Annotated in this window: 13 protein-coding genes; 4 read left to right on the top strand and 9 right to left on the bottom strand. The window is 37.1% G+C overall.

The features are described from left to right. Positions 1 to 316 precede the first annotated feature (316 nt). From C4E06_RS22995 to C4E06_RS22985, 3 genes are all read right to left on the bottom strand, one after another. A complete protein-coding gene (locus C4E06_RS22995) occupies positions 317 to 1,174 on the bottom strand; it encodes an RnfABCDGE type electron transport complex subunit D (protein WP_107670705.1) in 858 nt (285 codons plus the stop codon). A gap of 169 nt (positions 1,175 to 1,343) precedes the next feature. Beyond that, positions 1,344 to 2,213 carry a sulfotransferase family 2 domain-containing protein gene (locus C4E06_RS22990; RefSeq protein WP_107670704.1) on the bottom strand — a complete coding sequence of 290 codons (870 nt, stop codon included), beginning with the start codon at positions 2,211 to 2,213 and terminating at the stop codon, positions 1,344 to 1,346. A gap of 154 nt (positions 2,214 to 2,367) precedes the next feature. Next, positions 2,368 to 3,219, bottom strand: coding sequence for a hypothetical protein (locus tag C4E06_RS22985; RefSeq protein ID WP_107670703.1), 852 nt, complete (start codon positions 3,217 to 3,219; stop codon positions 2,368 to 2,370). Positions 3,220 to 3,722: 503 nt separating this feature from the next. On the opposite strand from C4E06_RS22985, the gene C4E06_RS22980 reads away from it, so the two are divergent. Together C4E06_RS22980 and C4E06_RS22975 are read left to right on the top strand one after the other, a co-directional pair. Next, the gene (locus C4E06_RS22980; RefSeq protein ID WP_107670702.1) at positions 3,723 to 5,192 is read left to right on the top strand and encodes an efflux RND transporter periplasmic adaptor subunit; all 1,470 of its coding nucleotides are present in this window, start codon (positions 3,723 to 3,725) and stop codon (positions 5,190 to 5,192) included. 12 nt (positions 5,193 to 5,204) lie between these two features. Next, the gene (locus tag C4E06_RS22975) at positions 5,205 to 6,425 is read left to right on the top strand and encodes an ABC transporter permease (protein WP_107670701.1); all 1,221 of its coding nucleotides are present in this window, start codon (positions 5,205 to 5,207) and stop codon (positions 6,423 to 6,425) included. Positions 6,426 to 6,640: 215 nt separating this feature from the next. Here C4E06_RS22975 and C4E06_RS22965 read toward each other — a convergent pair whose 3' ends face one another. The 4 genes from C4E06_RS22965 to hdhA all read right to left on the bottom strand — a co-directional run bounded on the left by C4E06_RS22965 (position 6,641) and on the right by hdhA (position 9,201). After that, positions 6,641 to 7,252, bottom strand: a complete 612-nt coding sequence (locus C4E06_RS22965) for a MarC family protein (protein WP_107670699.1) — start codon at positions 7,250 to 7,252, stop codon at positions 6,641 to 6,643. Between the two features lie 80 nt (positions 7,253 to 7,332). Next, positions 7,333 to 7,581, bottom strand: a complete 249-nt coding sequence (locus C4E06_RS22960) for a hypothetical protein (protein WP_107670698.1) — start codon at positions 7,579 to 7,581, stop codon at positions 7,333 to 7,335. A gap of 37 nt (positions 7,582 to 7,618) precedes the next feature. Further along, a complete protein-coding gene (locus C4E06_RS22955) occupies positions 7,619 to 8,416 on the bottom strand; it encodes an SDR family oxidoreductase (RefSeq protein WP_107670697.1) in 798 nt (265 codons plus the stop codon). A 17-nt stretch (positions 8,417 to 8,433) separates the two neighbouring features. Continuing rightward, positions 8,434 to 9,201, bottom strand: coding sequence for a 7-alpha-hydroxysteroid dehydrogenase (gene hdhA / locus C4E06_RS22950; RefSeq protein WP_107670696.1), 768 nt, complete (start codon positions 9,199 to 9,201; stop codon positions 8,434 to 8,436). Between the two features lie 202 nt (positions 9,202 to 9,403). On the opposite strand from hdhA, the gene C4E06_RS22945 reads away from it, so the two are divergent. Further along, entirely contained in the window at positions 9,404 to 10,603 is a 1,200-nt protein-coding gene (locus C4E06_RS22945) for a response regulator transcription factor (RefSeq protein ID WP_107670695.1), read from the top strand. Between the two features lie 78 nt (positions 10,604 to 10,681). Further along, positions 10,682 to 12,010 carry a metallophosphoesterase gene (locus C4E06_RS22940; protein ID WP_107670694.1) on the top strand — a complete coding sequence of 443 codons (1,329 nt, stop codon included), beginning with the start codon at positions 10,682 to 10,684 and terminating at the stop codon, positions 12,008 to 12,010. Positions 12,011 to 12,209: 199 nt separating this feature from the next. On the opposite strand, the gene C4E06_RS22935 is transcribed toward C4E06_RS22940, so the two are convergent. Both C4E06_RS22935 and C4E06_RS22930 read right to left on the bottom strand, forming a co-directional pair. After that, positions 12,210 to 12,812: a Uma2 family endonuclease gene (locus tag C4E06_RS22935; protein WP_107670693.1), complete on the bottom strand. Its 603-nt coding sequence runs from the start codon at positions 12,810 to 12,812 to the stop codon at positions 12,210 to 12,212. Positions 12,813 to 12,846: 34 nt separating this feature from the next. Continuing rightward, the gene (locus C4E06_RS22930; RefSeq protein ID WP_107670692.1) at positions 12,847 to 15,825 is read right to left on the bottom strand and encodes a hypothetical protein; all 2,979 of its coding nucleotides are present in this window, start codon (positions 15,823 to 15,825) and stop codon (positions 12,847 to 12,849) included. Between the last annotated feature and the right edge of the window lie 344 nt (positions 15,826 to 16,169).

Here is a 16,169-nt window from a genome sequence, read left to right as displayed (position 1 = left end):
TGAAATTAATCAATAGTTTCACTATAGCTTAGGAACTTAAACAAGATGGTGATACGCTATGAGTTAAAATTGTAATTATGATCATGATCAACTCAGATTGAGATCACAAAAATTGACCTTATTAATAAAAAAAAGTCCTAATCCTTTCTCGACTAACAATTAAGGATTAAGACTTTCTGTTCCCTAACCTTAATTCACTCATTTTGGTAGTGAATCTATCGACAATTAACTTAACGAATTAAAATCCAATTTGTCTGTACTTAACCGTACATAACTGCTTCAAATATCTAAAATACCTTAAGAAAGGGATTAAAAGTTATGGGAGTTGTAGAGTTTTCAAAGACACTTTCCAGTTAAATTGCGGGGAATACCAGCAATAATCGAGGATAATCGTTAAAGGAGACAGGAAAAATAACGCCCAAAAAATAGCCGTTGGTAGATAGAGAGAATATTGAATCATAAATGTGACAGTGGCAATAGCGATCGCCCAAATTCTACGACTAAAATAATGATTAGGAATAGAACGGGGATCAGTTAACATAAACAGAGCAAATAATAATAAACTCCCTGTCATCAAATGATGACTTAAAACATCCCAACTCCAACCTAACCAGAGATTACGGATGGTTTCTAAGAGGGTATAAAATCCTAAAAATATTGCTGAAGTATCCCAACGACCAACCCGTTTTAAAATCATAGCACCAGCCCCTAGAAATAGTAGCAAATACCAAAGATCATTACCCCATTGTCCAGGGGATACCCAAGCATCTTGAGTCAAGGTTAACGCTGCAATAATGCCAAAATTAGCAGGATTAAAAAAATGTTTGTTATTGACACGAAAAACGAATTTACTCCCAATGGCCAAACTACCTGCTATAATCATAGTAGTAGGGTGATTAGCCCGTAACAATAAACATAACCCTAAAGCCGTAATTAAGGCACTGCGCCAAGAAGTGATAAATAAAGGATTAATGACAGATAAATTAAACCTAATTTTCTGTTTTTGTTTGAAAAAATAAACCCAAGACGTTAACAATAATTGCGTCAATAAACAACTCATAATAACGACAATAATTAACTCAGGTTTTAACGACCAATCACGGGTAATAATCCCTAACCCAAGAAAGCTACTGAGGAACAAAATTTGATAATCTCGATCATCTTGTAAAATCATGATAAATTCCGATAGCGTGATCTCCCTCATTTTATCCACTTTAGAAATTAAGGGTCAGTTTTTATCTAATTTACTCTTTTAAATAGCTAAGAGGGAGAAGCAATCACCACTATGAGATAGCAATCGCTACTCTGAAAAAATCAATTAAATTTTAAAACAAGAATCATTATTACTTGAATTTTCTTGAAAGTGAGTAATAACTTTTCTTCAATTTCGACTTTGACTTTGACAGTATATTATTATTCCAAGATAGTATATTTTTATACGCCTGATAGTACTTATTCATTCGGACAAAATACTTCAAGTCATTTGAGAAAGTAACTCCTTCTGCCTCTATTGTCTCTTGGAACCACTGTGATACACAATTATAAAGATCAATATCGAGTTTATTAATTTCTTGAATCACCTGAAGTTGATCTTCGGGTATATCATTTTGCTTTAGTCGATTGCTTGTCACGTTTGCACTGAGATAAAAAGGAAGTCGGTTCCACTCTAACTTGCGCATAACTAATAGAATTGTTTCATCGAAGCGTTCAGTTAAACCGATCACTGAAAAGTATTTTTTCAAGTTTTGTTTTGCTAAGAAAAGTGCTTGCTCAGGGTTCTTATTCATTTCATCATGTGTTAGTTGAGAAAATCTACGTGTATAAGTATTTTTCAACTCCTTAAGACTGATTGCGTACTCACACAAATCCATATCTTTTGCTTTCTCAAAGTCTTTATTTGTTGGTGTACTGCGCACATAATAGTAATGGGAAATCACTCGTTCTATGGGATTTCGCAAAATAGTTATACAAATACAATTTCCAACTACATATTCATAAGCCTCGAATGCTCCATGACCTAAAATTAGGTCAAAGCTTCCCCTTTCTTCAGAAGACTTATTTTGGAACTCTTCAATATATTTTTTACCATTTTTCCCAGAAGCATTTGGATAAACCTTAAAAATGCGGTCAGAAGAATAGTGGCTATACAATATTTTCTGAAAAGTTGAACCTGCAGTCTTGGGAACATGTTCAAAAAGGATAGTAGTATTCATCACAAAAAATGTAGCAAGATATCAGATGTAGTAAGATAGCAGTTGTTGTGAAGCTAAGTTTCGATGAGGTTATCAAATGCAGAAATTAACTTATTCCCAACTTTACCATGAATAACGTTGTCTTATTTCATAATAGGGTTTCCTCATCAAAATGTTACCTAAAAAACCCTTTTTTTGAACAACCCCTTAAAACAGGCAAAATTACCACTAGCAACCCGACTATAGAGGAAGGTTCAGGGACTGTTTCGGGTTCAGCAAACAGAAAATCATCAGTTACCACCAAATCTACCCCATTCATAGGGTCATCTACTTGTCCAGGTATGAAATCAACAATTGGAGTTAAGACTGGTATTTCTCCGTTTATATCGAAAATAGAACCGTTACCTAAGATTAGTTCTACACTGGTTACCATCGGCTTGTCAAAAAGTACCCCTAAAAAAGACGGTTCGCCACTAGCAGATGGCTCCACAAAGAATTTCCCCAAACTCTTTGAGCCGCTAAAGTATTCAATGCTGCTTGTTTCGGGGAGTTCAACATCGAGGAAAATTGCCCCAAATCCCCGCGTTGCTGCTGTAGTAAAAGTACCAGCCAAGGTAAAACTTTGTTCGATTTCATTTTGATTATTTCCTTCGCCAATATGGGCAAAAGTAACAGGGGGACTAAATGCAGGAAACTGACCAGCGACACTTGGGTTTACGCTCTCAAAGCCATCGTCACTGACAAAGTAAATCTCATCGTACAGTGCGCCGCGCCCCAAAAACAAATCTTCAGGAATGCCTACTGTTCCATTAACGGGAACTCCATCCCAGTTAATCGTGCGAAATCCACCTTCTTGAGGTCCTAGGGCTAAAGTATTATCTGCACCCCCAATTGCTTCTTTCATCTGTTCAAAAGCAACGGCCGCAGCGTCACCAGCCCCGCTAAAAACAGTGGCAGCTTGGACAGGGGTATTCCCTATAAGCATCCCGACAAAAATGACTGCCTTGCCTAAGTGTTGAATCTTCATAAACACTCACTCCTATGAATAAATATCAAGCTACAAAACGATTTAGTGGTTATCAAACCTTATAACGATGAAACTTAATCTGAAAAATTATTTGATTGTCAAAATTTTACTTAAATATTGTTAAAAATTGGATAAGATATAGCTAAAGAAATAATTAATTTTAAGCGCGATGGCTTTACTAGTTGTTTCTTGATTACAGTTAGGGGAATTTAGTCAATAAGATTTAACAAAAATTAGATGGGATTATGAGAAAATGAAACTAAGATAGAAAATAAATACGACGTAAAAAAGCGATCGCAGGACTTAAACCAACAAAACACTTTACATCAATCAATGAAGGCTCTGTACAATCTCTTGCTCAACCATACAACACCGTGGTAGGCCATCTGGCTAAACTTAGTTCTTTGAGAATAACCCCATCAAAATAGGTGTCTGAGGCCAGAAACGCTAGTATAGATAAAATAAATTTTCATTTTGTTGCATCTCTTAAAAAAAATAATTTTATGGAAATTCCTGCGCCTAATAAATTAAATCGTCCTCTTCCGTGGATTTTAGCCATTATGACAGGTGGACTACTGTTGGTTGGGGGATTAACCTATAAAATGGCTCAAACTCCCGTTTCCGAGAGTAAACTAGAGAAAATGACCGTGGTGGCTCAACGGGAAAGCCTCGCCGTAGACATCGAAGCCAGTGGAGTCGTCGAACCCATCGAAAGCGTCAATATTAGCCCCAAAAATCCAGGGCGGTTGGTACAGTTGCGAGTGGAACAGGGAATGAAAGTTAAAGAAGGGCAAATTTTAGCCCTGATGGAACATACAGAAGTTAAAGCCGAAGGAAAATATGCCGAAGCCAATTATAATCAAGCTTTGGCCGAACTAGACGCAGCTAAAGTCCGTATTCCCAGTGAAGTTCAACAGGCTCAAACCCGTTACGTTCAAGCCCAGACCCAACTAGAACAGGCCAAAGCCAACCTAGAACGAGCCAGTGAGAGAATTCCTAAAGATATCGACCAAATTAAAGCGCAAATCGTATCAGCCCAGTCCAGTGTTCAGTTAGCTGCTTCCCGTGTGAAACGGAACGAAGAATTACTCAGAGAAGGGGCCATCACTCAAGACCGATTTGATGAACTGCTGAATAATTATAATAATGCTCAAGCCAGTCTTGTGGAGCTTCAAACCAGGCTAGAACAGGCTAATCAGACAACAAAGCCAGAAATTGAGCAGTTGAAGCAAGAAGTCGTACAAGCGCAAGCATCCGTGGCTGAAGCACAAATTCAACTCGAAGAACGCAAAAGAACCGCTAAAACCGAAATAGCCCGCCTAGAAGCTGCGGCTGAGGCGGCCAAAGCCCAACTTGAACAAGTGGTCATTCAATTCCAAGATACCGCCATTCGCGCTCCCTTTGACGGCATTGTCACCCAAAAATATGCTGATCCGGGGGCATTTGTTACCCCGACTACCTCTGCCTCTAGTACCGCCTCGGCCACCTCCAGTTCAATTTTAGCCATAGCGCGAGGGTTAAAAGTGGTGGCGAAAGTGCCAGAAGTGGATATCGCCCTGATTAAACAAGGACAACCGGTGATGATTAAGGCCGATGCTTTCCCTAATGAAGTTTTTAAAGGACAAGTGGTGTTAATCGCTCCAGAAGCCGTTGTACAGGACAATGTGACCTCATTTGAAGTGACCATCGGGTTAGTGACAGGACGGGATCAATTGTTATCACGGATGAACGTGGATGTGAACTTTTTAGGAGAAGAAGTTAAAGACGCTTTAGTGGTTCCCACCGTTGCTATTGTTACCAAAAATGGCAAAACCGGGGTGATGGTGGCCGATGAAAACGAGAAACCCAAATTTAAACCCGTTACCATCGGTCAAGTGTTAGATGAAAAAACCCAGATTCTTTCCGGTTTAAACACCGGAGAAAGGGTATTTATTGATTTACCCGAAGAAGAAAAACAGAAATCACTCTTTTAATTAATAAGGCTCATGAATTTTTTAGACAGTGTTAAAATGGCAACCTCTATGTTAGCTGCCAATAAATTACGCACTAGCTTGACCATGTTAGGGATGATTATTGGTAATGCGTCAGTGGTTGCTACCATTGGGATTGGTCAAGGGGCCGAAAACCTGGCCACTGAACAGTTAAATGAATTAGGTCCTAAAGTCCTATTTGTGGTGCCAGGAACCCGTAAAGCCCGTCGTGCTACTTTGGATATACCGAAAACCTTAGTCTGGGAAGATGCACAAGCGATCGCCGAACAAGTTCCCACTGTCACCGCCGTTGCCCCTGAAAGAAATCAACGACAATTAATTAATTATAAAAGCGAAAATACCAGTGCTTTACTAATTGGAACAACGCCAAACTATCCCAAAGTTAGAAGTTTTCCAGTGCAAAAAGGGCGGTTTATTAATCAGATTGATATGCAACGAAATAAACGAGTTGCTGTTATTGGACAGGATATTGTTGAGCGTTTTTTTAAACTTAGCGATCCCATTGGTGAATCCATTAGAATTAACAATATTTCTTTTGAAATTATAGGAGTCATGTCGCCGAAAGGGTCTTTAGTTGGGACAAATTTAGATGAAACGGTGTTAATTCCTCTGACCACTATGGCCAATCAAATTGTGGGTAACACCTCTCCTTATGGCTTACAAGTCAGTTGGATTAATGTAGAAGCAGAGGATGTTGATAGTGTTTCGGCGGCTCAATTTCAAATTGAAAACTTATTGAGATTAAGACATCAAATAACCAATGAGGATGACTTCGGGGTCGAAACCTCAAAACAAATGTTAGAGATTGTGGGCAGTATTGCCACCGGATTAACGGTTATGTTGACATTTTTAGCAGGAATTTCTCTTATTGTTGGGGGAATTGGGGTCATGAATATTATGTTAGTTTCGGTGAGTGAAAGAACCTCAGAAATTGGTTTAAGAAAAGCGTTAGGAGCCAGTCAAAGTGATATTTTAGGGCAGTTTTTAATTGAAGCGGTTATTATTTCGGTTTCTGGGGGAATCATTGGTATTTTAACAGGAGTGGGTTTAGTGACAATTGTGGGTGTTATTTCTCCTTTATCTACTACTATTTCTTCTGTTTCTATTATTGTTTCCTTAGCAGTTTCTAGCGGGATTGGTCTAGGGTTTGGGGTGATTCCTGCTCAAAAAGCGGCCAAACTTGACCCGATTGTTGCCTTAAGAAGTTCTGTTTAATCAAATTATCTCATCCGAACTAAAACAAACTTTTATCAAAAACTTTTTAAATTTTCCAATCCTGAAACCCTTTGACAGCCTATCATTGCCACCCCCTCTAACTCCCCTTTTTGTGAGGGGGAGAATCCTTACCCATTCCCCAGTGTGTAGCACTATAGGTTTAAACCGCCAAATAACCAAACTTTACGCTTCATCATTGTCATTATCTCCTTCAATTAATTAAATAATCCTAATCTCGTTAATGAATCTAAAATAAGTTCAAACCCTAAGGCAACCTGCATAAAGGTTAAAACAGAGCCTAACAGTTGTAAGATTTGCATAAATCCGGGTAATTTCATGATTTTATCAGCAAAAAACATGGCTACAAAATCTAAGACCATAATCGTGATTAAAGATTTAATAATGATAAAATTCAGGCCAGCAACTTGAGGAGCAACCATTGCAAACAGAAGAATAATCGCAGTCCCAAAGGGGGGAATAATAATGGGAGCTGCTAGATTGAGAATTAGTTGGTTAGTGCTTGGTTTTGTCTGTTGAGGAGGAAAAGATTGTACGGGGGGAAAAATAACGTTTAAGGCGGATAATAATAAAATGAGACCCCCTGCTATTTGCACCGCATTTTGACTAATCCCATATTTACCTAACATTTCTCGACCCACTAACGTTAAAATTAGGGCGATCGCAGTGGCTAACAGAGCAGATTTAAGGGCGATTTCTCGTTTCAATTTAAGCTCCGCTTGTTGAGTTAATCTTACAAAAGCAGGGATAATCTTAATCGGTCCTAATGCCAAAAAAAACATTGTAAAAATAATCGATTCGTCTTCCATTTTCTTTGATTAATTAAGTGAGTTTAAACTACAAAAACAGAGAAAAAGTTAAAATTAAAATCTTGCTCAAATTAAGTCAATTAAAATCCTAAAAATAGAGAAAATTGCAACGTTATCCAAGGATGAGTATCATGACTAACAGCTTTTTTAATCCCCTCACCCGGAAAAGCGATTGAACCCACCCCTAACAGAAACCAATTGCGTGAAACTGACCAAGCAGCGTCCTTTATCTGGGTAATTCCCCCGATTCCTGGCTCAATATAAAATTCTGGCCAAGTAATTGTTCCTTTGAGAAAGTCATGGCCAAAATTGAGACTAGGGCGAGGCAATAGCGACTTTTCCCCAGAAAATATGACATAATCAGAATTATTCAGGTTTGAGGCGAACTCGCTTACCACCCCCAGACACTTGTAAGGTTTGACCACTGATCCATGAACCAGCAGGAGAGGCTAACCAGAGAAAAGCATTGGCAATATCTTGGGGTTTACCAGCGCGACCGGTTAAATTATCAGGGTGAGCTAAAGCATACTGGGCCTTTTCATCAAGACCGGCGGCTGCATAGTTTTCTGTGATCACTGTGCCAATTAACACCGTATTAATTCTTACCTGCTTAGCGAAATAGTGGGCTAATCCTAGCATCAGATGATTAAGAGCCGCTTTGGCCGCCGAATAAGCGATAAAATCGAAAGCCGGTAAAACACCCACCAACGAGCCAGAATTGGTGATAGTTGCGTTCTCCGCTTTCAGCAAATAGGGACGACAAGCAGCCGTCATCCGCATCGCTGACAAGGTGTTGAGTTTATAGCTTTGGATCATCTCTTCCTCTGAGACTGCTAAGGGATCATCATAAGCTTTTCCCCAACCAACGTTATTGACAAGGGTACTAATTCCGCCAAACGCTTTGACCGTTTCCTGAACACATCGCTGAATATCGGCTTCTACGGTGACATCACAGCTAATTCCCAGGACTTCGTTCCCCGTTGCTGCCTGAATCGCTGCTGCGGTTTTTTGGGCTTTCTCCCCATTGCGACCAGCGATCATGACTTTCGCTCCGGCTCCCGAAAAGGTACGGGCGATCGCTTCACCGATATTTTGCGCGCCACCTGTGACGATCGCAACGTGATTATTCATTCTAAAGTCGTGAAATGCGTCAAAATTAGACATAACTGTTGTTCCTTCCCTTAACTTAATTCTTGAACACCACCGCCACTAACGGTTAATACTTGTCCACTCACCCAACTAGCAGCAGGAGAAGATAAAAATAGGGCAGCATAAGCAATATCGCTCGGTTGTCCTAAACGCCCTAACGGGGTATGTTTAAGCATGGCTTTTTCAATGTCAGGGGTTAAAACAGTGGCTAAAGCATCGGTTTTAATTGCGCCGGGAGCGATCGCATTGACTCGAATGTTTTTCGGTCCGAGATCAAAGGCGATATTGCGGGTTAAATGACTGGCAGCCGCTTTCGAGGAACCGTAGGATGCCATCTTACTATTTTTGTTGTCCCCTGACATAGAGGAAATATTCACAATAGAGCCACCCCCTGCCGTTTCCATATGAGGAACACAAAGTTGACAGAGATGGAATAGGGAAAAGACATTGAGTTTGTATGCCCAAATAAAGTTATCCATGGGCATATCGAAGGGTTTGGGGCCTCCCCCTCCGGCATTATTAACTAAAATTGTAATTTTGCCAAAAGCGGATATGGTACTGTTAACCAGGTTTTCTAAGGCTTGATCATTGGTGACATCACAAGGAACGGCCATGGCTTTCCCCCCTTGTGCTTTAATCTCATCGGCAACGGTTTGAGCGGTTTCCACTTTGAGATCGCTAACCACAACCGCCGCCCCTGCTTGAGCGAATAATTCGGCGATTCCCCGTCCAATTCCGGCCCCTGCACCGGTTACAATAGCCACTTGATCATTAAGCTTAAATAAATCTAATACAGACATAATGGTTCATCCTCTTCATTGAGTCCCTTCTCTGTACCTCCCCAACGTTAATGTCAGCGTTGGGTTCGGATTTTCATCTTAGTTAAGGTCAATCTACCCTAAAAATCGGATATTTGATTGAGTTGAAATCGAGGCATTATTATAGGGAAAAAAGGTGAAAAGTTGGTGTAAGTTTGAGAGGATAAAGCCTGGTAACAGGAAAATGAGAATCTTATTGCTAGAAACCAACGAAAGACTGCTTAAACAAATTCAAGCAGAACTGACTAAGCGCAACTTTATTGTTGATATTGCAACTCAAAGTGAAACCGCGTGGGATTTACTCCATTCTTTTGTTTATAGTCTCATTGTGTTAGACCTATCACCCCCCAAAAGTGATGGGATTCAATTATGTCGTCGTCTACGAGCCGTCGGCAACTCGATCTTAGTCTTGTTGTTAGTCAGTCCTGCTCACTATGACGATCGCCTCAAAGGTTTGGAAGCCGGGGCCGATGCTTACCTCCTTAAACCGATCCATTTTCCCGAATTATTCGCTCAAATTCATGCCCTTTCAAGACGAGGTGTCTCTCGAGGGATTTCTGTTTTGTCCTGGGGACCGCTTCAGTTAGATCCCCTCTCGCGACAGGTAACTTGTCACGGGCAACCCCTCAAAATCAGCCGTAAAGAGTACCTCCTGCTAGAGTTATTTCTGCGCCATCCGCGACAACGATTTACCCGTGAAGAGATTGGCGATCGCTTATGGACACTTGATGAAAGCTTGCCAACGGATGCCACCATTAAAAGTCATATCCGTAGTATTCGCCGTAAGTTGGAAAAAGTTGGAGTGGGGAACTTCATTCAAACCCGTTATGGTCATGGTTATGGCCTTAATCCCGCCTTTAACCCTCATCAGGTTACGCCTCAGTTTTTAATCCCTCAGACGCAACCCTCCATCGATAAATTCACTGCCCATATTTGGTCTGAACTCATGGGGGCTAATTCTCGCTTACAGCAGGAAATTGAAGAACATCAGCAAACCGCAGCAAAACTGAAACGTTCTGAACAATTTTTACGAAATGCCCAACAAGTCGCCCGAATTGGTTCTTGGGAATTTGATGTTCAGACTCGTCAAACCTATTGGACTGAAGAACTCTATCATATTCATGGCTTAGATCCCCGTCAGCCTCCCCCCAACCCTGAACAACAGCGAGATTATATTCATCCCGATGATCTTCTACTCTATGACAATAGCATTCGCACACCCGCTCTTCAAGGGAAACCATTTGAGGTTAACCTACGCATCGTGCGAAGTGATGGGGAAATTCGCTATATCAATGCCAGGGGTGGAGCAATTTTTAACGAGGCAGGAGAGTTGAGCAAGCTGACGGGAACCACTTTCGATTTGACCGACTATTATCTTTTTTAAATGGGTTTTGATGGGTCGTTTATTTTAAAGCGGTGTTGCACTACCATAATAGTAGCTTCCTCGAATCTCCCCAGAGTCATGGTTAATTCAGAATATTATTTCATCAGTGATCTTCATATTGGTGGTGAAGGCAATTTGGCCGTTTGTGATTTTGAAACAGAATTAATTGATTTTTTACAATTTCTAGAAGGCAAAACTCATGCTACAGAATTGATTATCCTCGGCGATGCTTTTAGCTTTTGGGAAATGACCCGTACTTCTCCTACAGCTAAATTAGAAACCATTATTACTCAGCATCCCAGATTATTTGAGCAGTTTAAACGCACAGGTCGAAATATCAAGATCACCTTGCTCCCAGGAAATCATGACTACGAACTGGCTTGTTATGAAGAGTTTAAAACGACTCTCGAGGCTTATAATATTAGTTTAGAAGCAAAAGAAGCGATTACTCGTCAAATACAGGGAAGAACTATCTGGATCGAACACGGCCATCAACAAGACAGTTTCAATCGTATTGCTGATTTTGGTAATCCTTATGCTACCCCGATTGGCTACTATATTGTTAGTCAAATTGTAGATAGCTTAGTCGAAAAATCGAGCTTAGGTAAGTATAGTTGGCTTAAAGATATTGAATCTGTTTATCCTAACGAAGAAATTCCCTATTGGTTCTTCTCTAACTATTTTTATAAAGAGATGAGTCTCTGGTTACGTTGGGTTTTATTACCTTTTTTACTGTTATTAAGTGTGAGTCTTATCTTACTAATTAGTGCTGCCTTAGAACAAGTGGGGATAGTTAACAGTGGTTTCTTTTCTCAGCCTTGGTTAGAATTTTTACAAAACTTTGGTTTTGCTGGTAAAGCTTTAGAATTTACCGTCAATTTAGTTTTGTTTATTGATACTTTATTTTTAGGAAGCTTGATTTTAGTAATGATTCCTTTATTATTTGTTTTTAGAGATATTCAAAAAACTTTGCGGCGCTATGGCTTTAAACGTAAAAAACGTGGACTAACGAATAAACAGAGTTCTTATCTTGAAGCTGCCCGGCAAGTTTTTGAACAAAATCCAGATGTCTTTGCCTTTGTCTATGGACACACCCATCATCCTTCCTTAACTCGAATTGACCCTAATTCCAGCTATGTTTTAGGCGATCGCTATGTTATTAATACAGGGAGTTGGCTCAAAAAGCTTAAGAGAATTCCCTCTATTTTTCGATTTTTTCCAGCTGTTTATTATCCTTCTTTTCAACTTAATTACTTTAAAATTTTTACCAATAACGGAAAAATTGAAATTTTTTATGAGTGTTTGCCCAAAGAAGCTGAATCAGGTTTAACACTCTTAGAAAGGCTCGCAATAATCGGTAGAAAAAAACAAAAACCCATTTCACTTCCACAACATACTATTATTTAATTAATTTGTAATCGCTTCTTTATACAGTTGTTAGAATTTTTCTACAGGAATAATATATCCTTGATCATAGTAAAAAGTTCCATTTTCATAGAGGAAAAAGTTTTAGGAAATGGAAAAATTAGTCACTATAAACGCTCGCAAAGCTGACATGAACCCCACAGCCATACCATGTTAAGATTCTCCTGCCGCTAGAAACAACTCACGCCCAAATCCGCCTAAGACTGAGGCTAAACCCTGGTAACACTGTTTCCCCAGATAAATGACTGGGATTTTCCAGCACCTCTACTGCTTGTCCCGGACGATATATCTCGACTCGTTTATGTTTCGGGTCAATGAGCCAACCTAACTTTGCCCCATTTTCCCGATATTCTTCCATTTTGGCTCGCAAATCTTTAAGATTATCGTTTTTAGAGCCTAATTCTACGACAAAGTCCGGACACAAAGGAATGAAGCTATCTTGTTGTTCTGGGGTGAGGGCATCCCAACGGGTTTGACTAACCCATGCTGCATCGGGGGAACGGTTGGCTCCATTGGGTAACTCGAAACCAGTGGATGAGTCAAAGGCTTCCCCCGGTTCTTGGGCATTGCGCCACCATAGATATAATTCTCCGGCAATGTTCCAATTACGTTTTCCAGTATTACCGCCTGTGGGTGGGTTCACAATTAATTCTCCTGTTGCAGTGCGTTCTAGATGTAGCTCACGGTTCACTGCTGCTAAAGCTGCAAACTGTTCTGGCGTAACCTGTAGAGCAAGGTGATGGGGAAGTTGAAGCCATAAGGGTTGAGGAGGAGCTTGAACCATGATTAACCTCATGCAGCAAGATAACATTATTATTTTACAAATTTTCTACAGGAATCATATATCCTTGAAATTCGGGATGTTTTACAAATTCAAAATTTTCAATAATTGTAATAGCAACGAATTGTTCTAAATACTCCTGTTGTTGGTCTCTGGTTCCTTTTTCTAGTAACCCCTTAAAAGGATTATCAAGACAATTATTTAGTAATTCAGTATCTTCTGAAAAAGCTTTTATCTCTATTTGAAATTGTTTAGGGTTTTCCAAATCTTCGGGTTTATTATATAGATATTGTTGTAAAGTTCCTAATCGAAACTTATTCAAAACTAATATATTATTATCTATGATTTCAGAGTTGATAAAGAAAACAGGTATTTCATGCTCTTTATATAAGTAATATCCTTGAAAACTTTTTAATAGCAGGGGTTGAAAATCAGGACAATAATTATAATCATCGTTAAACTGTTGATGATTACGCCAATTATCTATAGCTTGGAAAGAAGCAATAATAAAAATATCTTGTATCTGATTATTTAGGTCATTAAAAATAGTTTCTAATGGATTTTGAGAAATTCTTTCACAATATTCTGAAATTTGTTGAATAATTTTTTTGTTTTCATAAATTGCTATTTGTCTTCCAAAATTCTTACCTGCATAATTACCAGAGTCTGATGATGTAGAATACCAATTATCAAAAAAACACTCTTTAGGAAATAGTTGATTAGGACATCCATAGTCCGTTTCGGATACAGGTTGATTATTTTTATCATCATATAAATTAAAATATTCAAAGATTTCTCTAACATAAGATAATTCTGAAAATCCTTGATAAACACCATTTTTAAAGTTTTGAACTTTATTTGAACTAATTTTCTGTTTTCTTTTCAAGACAATAATGCTTTTTTCTGCTTTAGTTTTTAATTCTTTTAAAAAAGGAATAACACCATTATCGATAGATTCAGATACCTTATCTAAGTCAAATTCTAAACTTCTAAATAAGTTATTATCCTGTTTGATTTCTTCAGCTACTTTCATATAATCATCAGTCCAATCCTTTATTATAAACAAATCATAAGAATCAAAATCATTAGATAGATTAAATTTTTGAACAGTTAATTGATAATTATTTGGATCAATTTTATAGAATTCTCTTATTAGTAAAAGCAAAAAATATTTTTTAATATAAATTCCACTTCCATGATGATTATCCCACCAATATCTTCGTTGAATCAGATTACTCTTCGAGTAGAAGTCAATGATTTTTTCAAGTCCTGATGAGACAATATTACGGTTAACCCATATCGCATCTGAATCTGGAGGTTGATTAAAATTCCATAGATTTTTAATATAACCAAATTGTTTTTTGAAAATACAATAAGCTGCGGCATAAAAAATAATTACCTGTAAATTTTTGTATTTCAACTCTTTAGTTAAGTCTTTGATAATAGTTGAATGTGAACTTATATTAGATTTAATATTATCTCTATTTTCTTCATTCTCTATATCGTGAAGCTTTGCATCAACAATATTCTTTAATTTATTAAATTCATTAATCCAAGTATTAAGCTGATCTTGGCTATAAATATTATACACTTGTGAATGTAACCTTGAAATACTATTTATTATTTCATCATCTCTTCTTTTTAATTTATAAATGTAAGGTCTAAAATAATCCCTTATATTTGTACTTGGTGAACTAATAGATGCAGTTATTCCTTGTGTTACTGTAGAAACTAAACCTTCAAAAACTTCCCTGTTATCATAGGTTATTATATATTTAATATTTAACCAAAAATACTCATCAAAAATAGCAAGATATGACAAATCAAATTGATTGTTTAAATCAAATACTATATTTGTGTACCATTGAATAGAAGCAATATAAGCAGAATAATCTTTAGTTTTGATTGAAAAACTACTCATATTAGTTAAATCTTTGAGCAATTTTCTAACAATTATATCGTTCTTAGAACTAATGGTTATTTCTTTCAGAATATCTATAACATTATCAACACTATAACAGCTAATTTCACCATTGTTACAATTAACCGCAGTTTCATGAATTCTGATAAATTGGTTGATTGCTGTCGTTAAAGTTATTAATACATTGTCTGAATTAAATGAAAGTTGATATGAAATATTTACTTTATTGTTTTGAGTTAACTTATGAAAATCTGAAGAAACCACTAAACGCTCAAAAAGTTCTGGGTTTTTATCTTTAACTTTGAAAATTATAATAATTGAATCTTGGATTTTTTGGAAACCTTTTAAAATAGTATTATTAGCTTTTTTCTCACTAACTTCAACCACTAAAATATCTCCAATAGCTTCAAAAGATTCAATTAATTTATTTTGTATAGTTTCTAGTTGTTTATTATCTTTGATTTTCAGTAACTTCTCAATATTAAGATTGTTTTCTATATTTTTATAAATCTGATTAAGTAAATATGATGTATCAACTGAATACTTTTTAACAGTTTGAAAAAATAACCCTAATATCCCTAAAATTCCTAAGAAGCAAAAGAAAGCTAAATATATAAGAATAATTTCTAGTAAGGATTTGGGATCATTTGTTATAAAAAATTTCAAGCAAACCGATAAAGCAATATTAAAGATAAGTAGTAACGGTAAGACTTTAACTTGCCACTGTTGATTAAATTGGTTAATTATGACTGATGATTTATATCTCTCAGATATTCTAGAAATAACATCAAAACTAATAGGTATAGCAATGGAAATAATCGCAGCTTGTACAGCAATAATATCTGATAAAAAGTCTTTTTGTGGAACAAATTTTCTAAGGTTATCTAATAAGGTAACTTTGTCTATCAAAAATGAATTAATATGACCATAAAAATTCGGGTATTGTAACCCGTTTAACTCAAACAACATTGTACTAATTTTTAATAATCCCATCCAATCAGCTATCAAGAGACTAAAAATGATAATTAAACCGTAAATTAATCTTTGTTTGTCAAAAATAACTATATCTTTGATTTGATTAACAATACTTTTCATGCAAACTTAAAAATATACTATCGTAGGGCAAATAATCATTTAAAGTACATACGTACTATATATCTGATAGTTTGTGACTTTACCTATAAGTTTGCCACAAATTGAATCATAATCTTGCCGTTACTGTAGCTATTAACCTAATTATATCGTTGAAGTATTGCTACAGTTCTTGTGTACTTTGAACCATAATTTTGCCGAGAGTGGATTTTTGAATAATAAACTTGCCACCAGTATTTGTTTAGTTTGATTATAAAATTGCAAACTTTAACAATAAAAATTACTGAAATTAATTTACTAAAAATCAGTAAAGATCAATTTTTTAGTATTTTTGAACTATAAAAATT

This window comes from Cyanothece sp. BG0011, from assembly GCF_003013815.1.
Classification (GTDB): Bacteria; Cyanobacteriota; Cyanobacteriia; order Cyanobacteriales; family Microcystaceae; genus Crocosphaera.
Note: the sequence above shows the minus strand (reverse complement) of the source record. Positions and strands in the feature narration are given on the sequence as shown.

What these genes read in the sequence shown, in the direction of transcription:
- C4E06_RS22995 (WP_107670705.1), bottom strand. Translation starts at nt 1,174, where the DNA reads ATGATTTTACAAGATGATCGAGATTATCAAATTTTGTTCCTCAGTAGC.
- C4E06_RS22990 (WP_107670704.1), bottom strand. Translation starts at nt 2,213, where the DNA reads ATGAATACTACTATCCTTTTTGAACATGTTCCCAAGACTGCAGGTTCA.
- C4E06_RS22985 (WP_107670703.1), bottom strand. Translation starts at nt 3,219, where the DNA reads ATGAAGATTCAACACTTAGGCAAGGCAGTCATTTTTGTCGGGATGCTT.
- C4E06_RS22980 (WP_107670702.1), top strand. Translation starts at nt 3,723, where the DNA reads ATGGAAATTCCTGCGCCTAATAAATTAAATCGTCCTCTTCCGTGGATT.
- C4E06_RS22975 (WP_107670701.1), top strand. Translation starts at nt 5,205, where the DNA reads ATGAATTTTTTAGACAGTGTTAAAATGGCAACCTCTATGTTAGCTGCC.
- C4E06_RS22965 (WP_107670699.1), bottom strand. Translation starts at nt 7,252, where the DNA reads ATGGAAGACGAATCGATTATTTTTACAATGTTTTTTTTGGCATTAGGA.
- C4E06_RS22955 (WP_107670697.1), bottom strand. Translation starts at nt 8,416, where the DNA reads ATGTCTAATTTTGACGCATTTCACGACTTTAGAATGAATAATCACGTT.
- hdhA (WP_107670696.1), bottom strand. Translation starts at nt 9,201, where the DNA reads ATGTCTGTATTAGATTTATTTAAGCTTAATGATCAAGTGGCTATTGTA.
- C4E06_RS22945 (WP_107670695.1), top strand. Translation starts at nt 9,404, where the DNA reads ATGAGAATCTTATTGCTAGAAACCAACGAAAGACTGCTTAAACAAATT.
- C4E06_RS22940 (WP_107670694.1), top strand. Translation starts at nt 10,682, where the DNA reads ATGGTTAATTCAGAATATTATTTCATCAGTGATCTTCATATTGGTGGT.
- C4E06_RS22935 (WP_107670693.1), bottom strand. Translation starts at nt 12,812, where the DNA reads ATGGTTCAAGCTCCTCCTCAACCCTTATGGCTTCAACTTCCCCATCAC.
- C4E06_RS22930 (WP_107670692.1), bottom strand. Translation starts at nt 15,825, where the DNA reads ATGAAAAGTATTGTTAATCAAATCAAAGATATAGTTATTTTTGACAAA.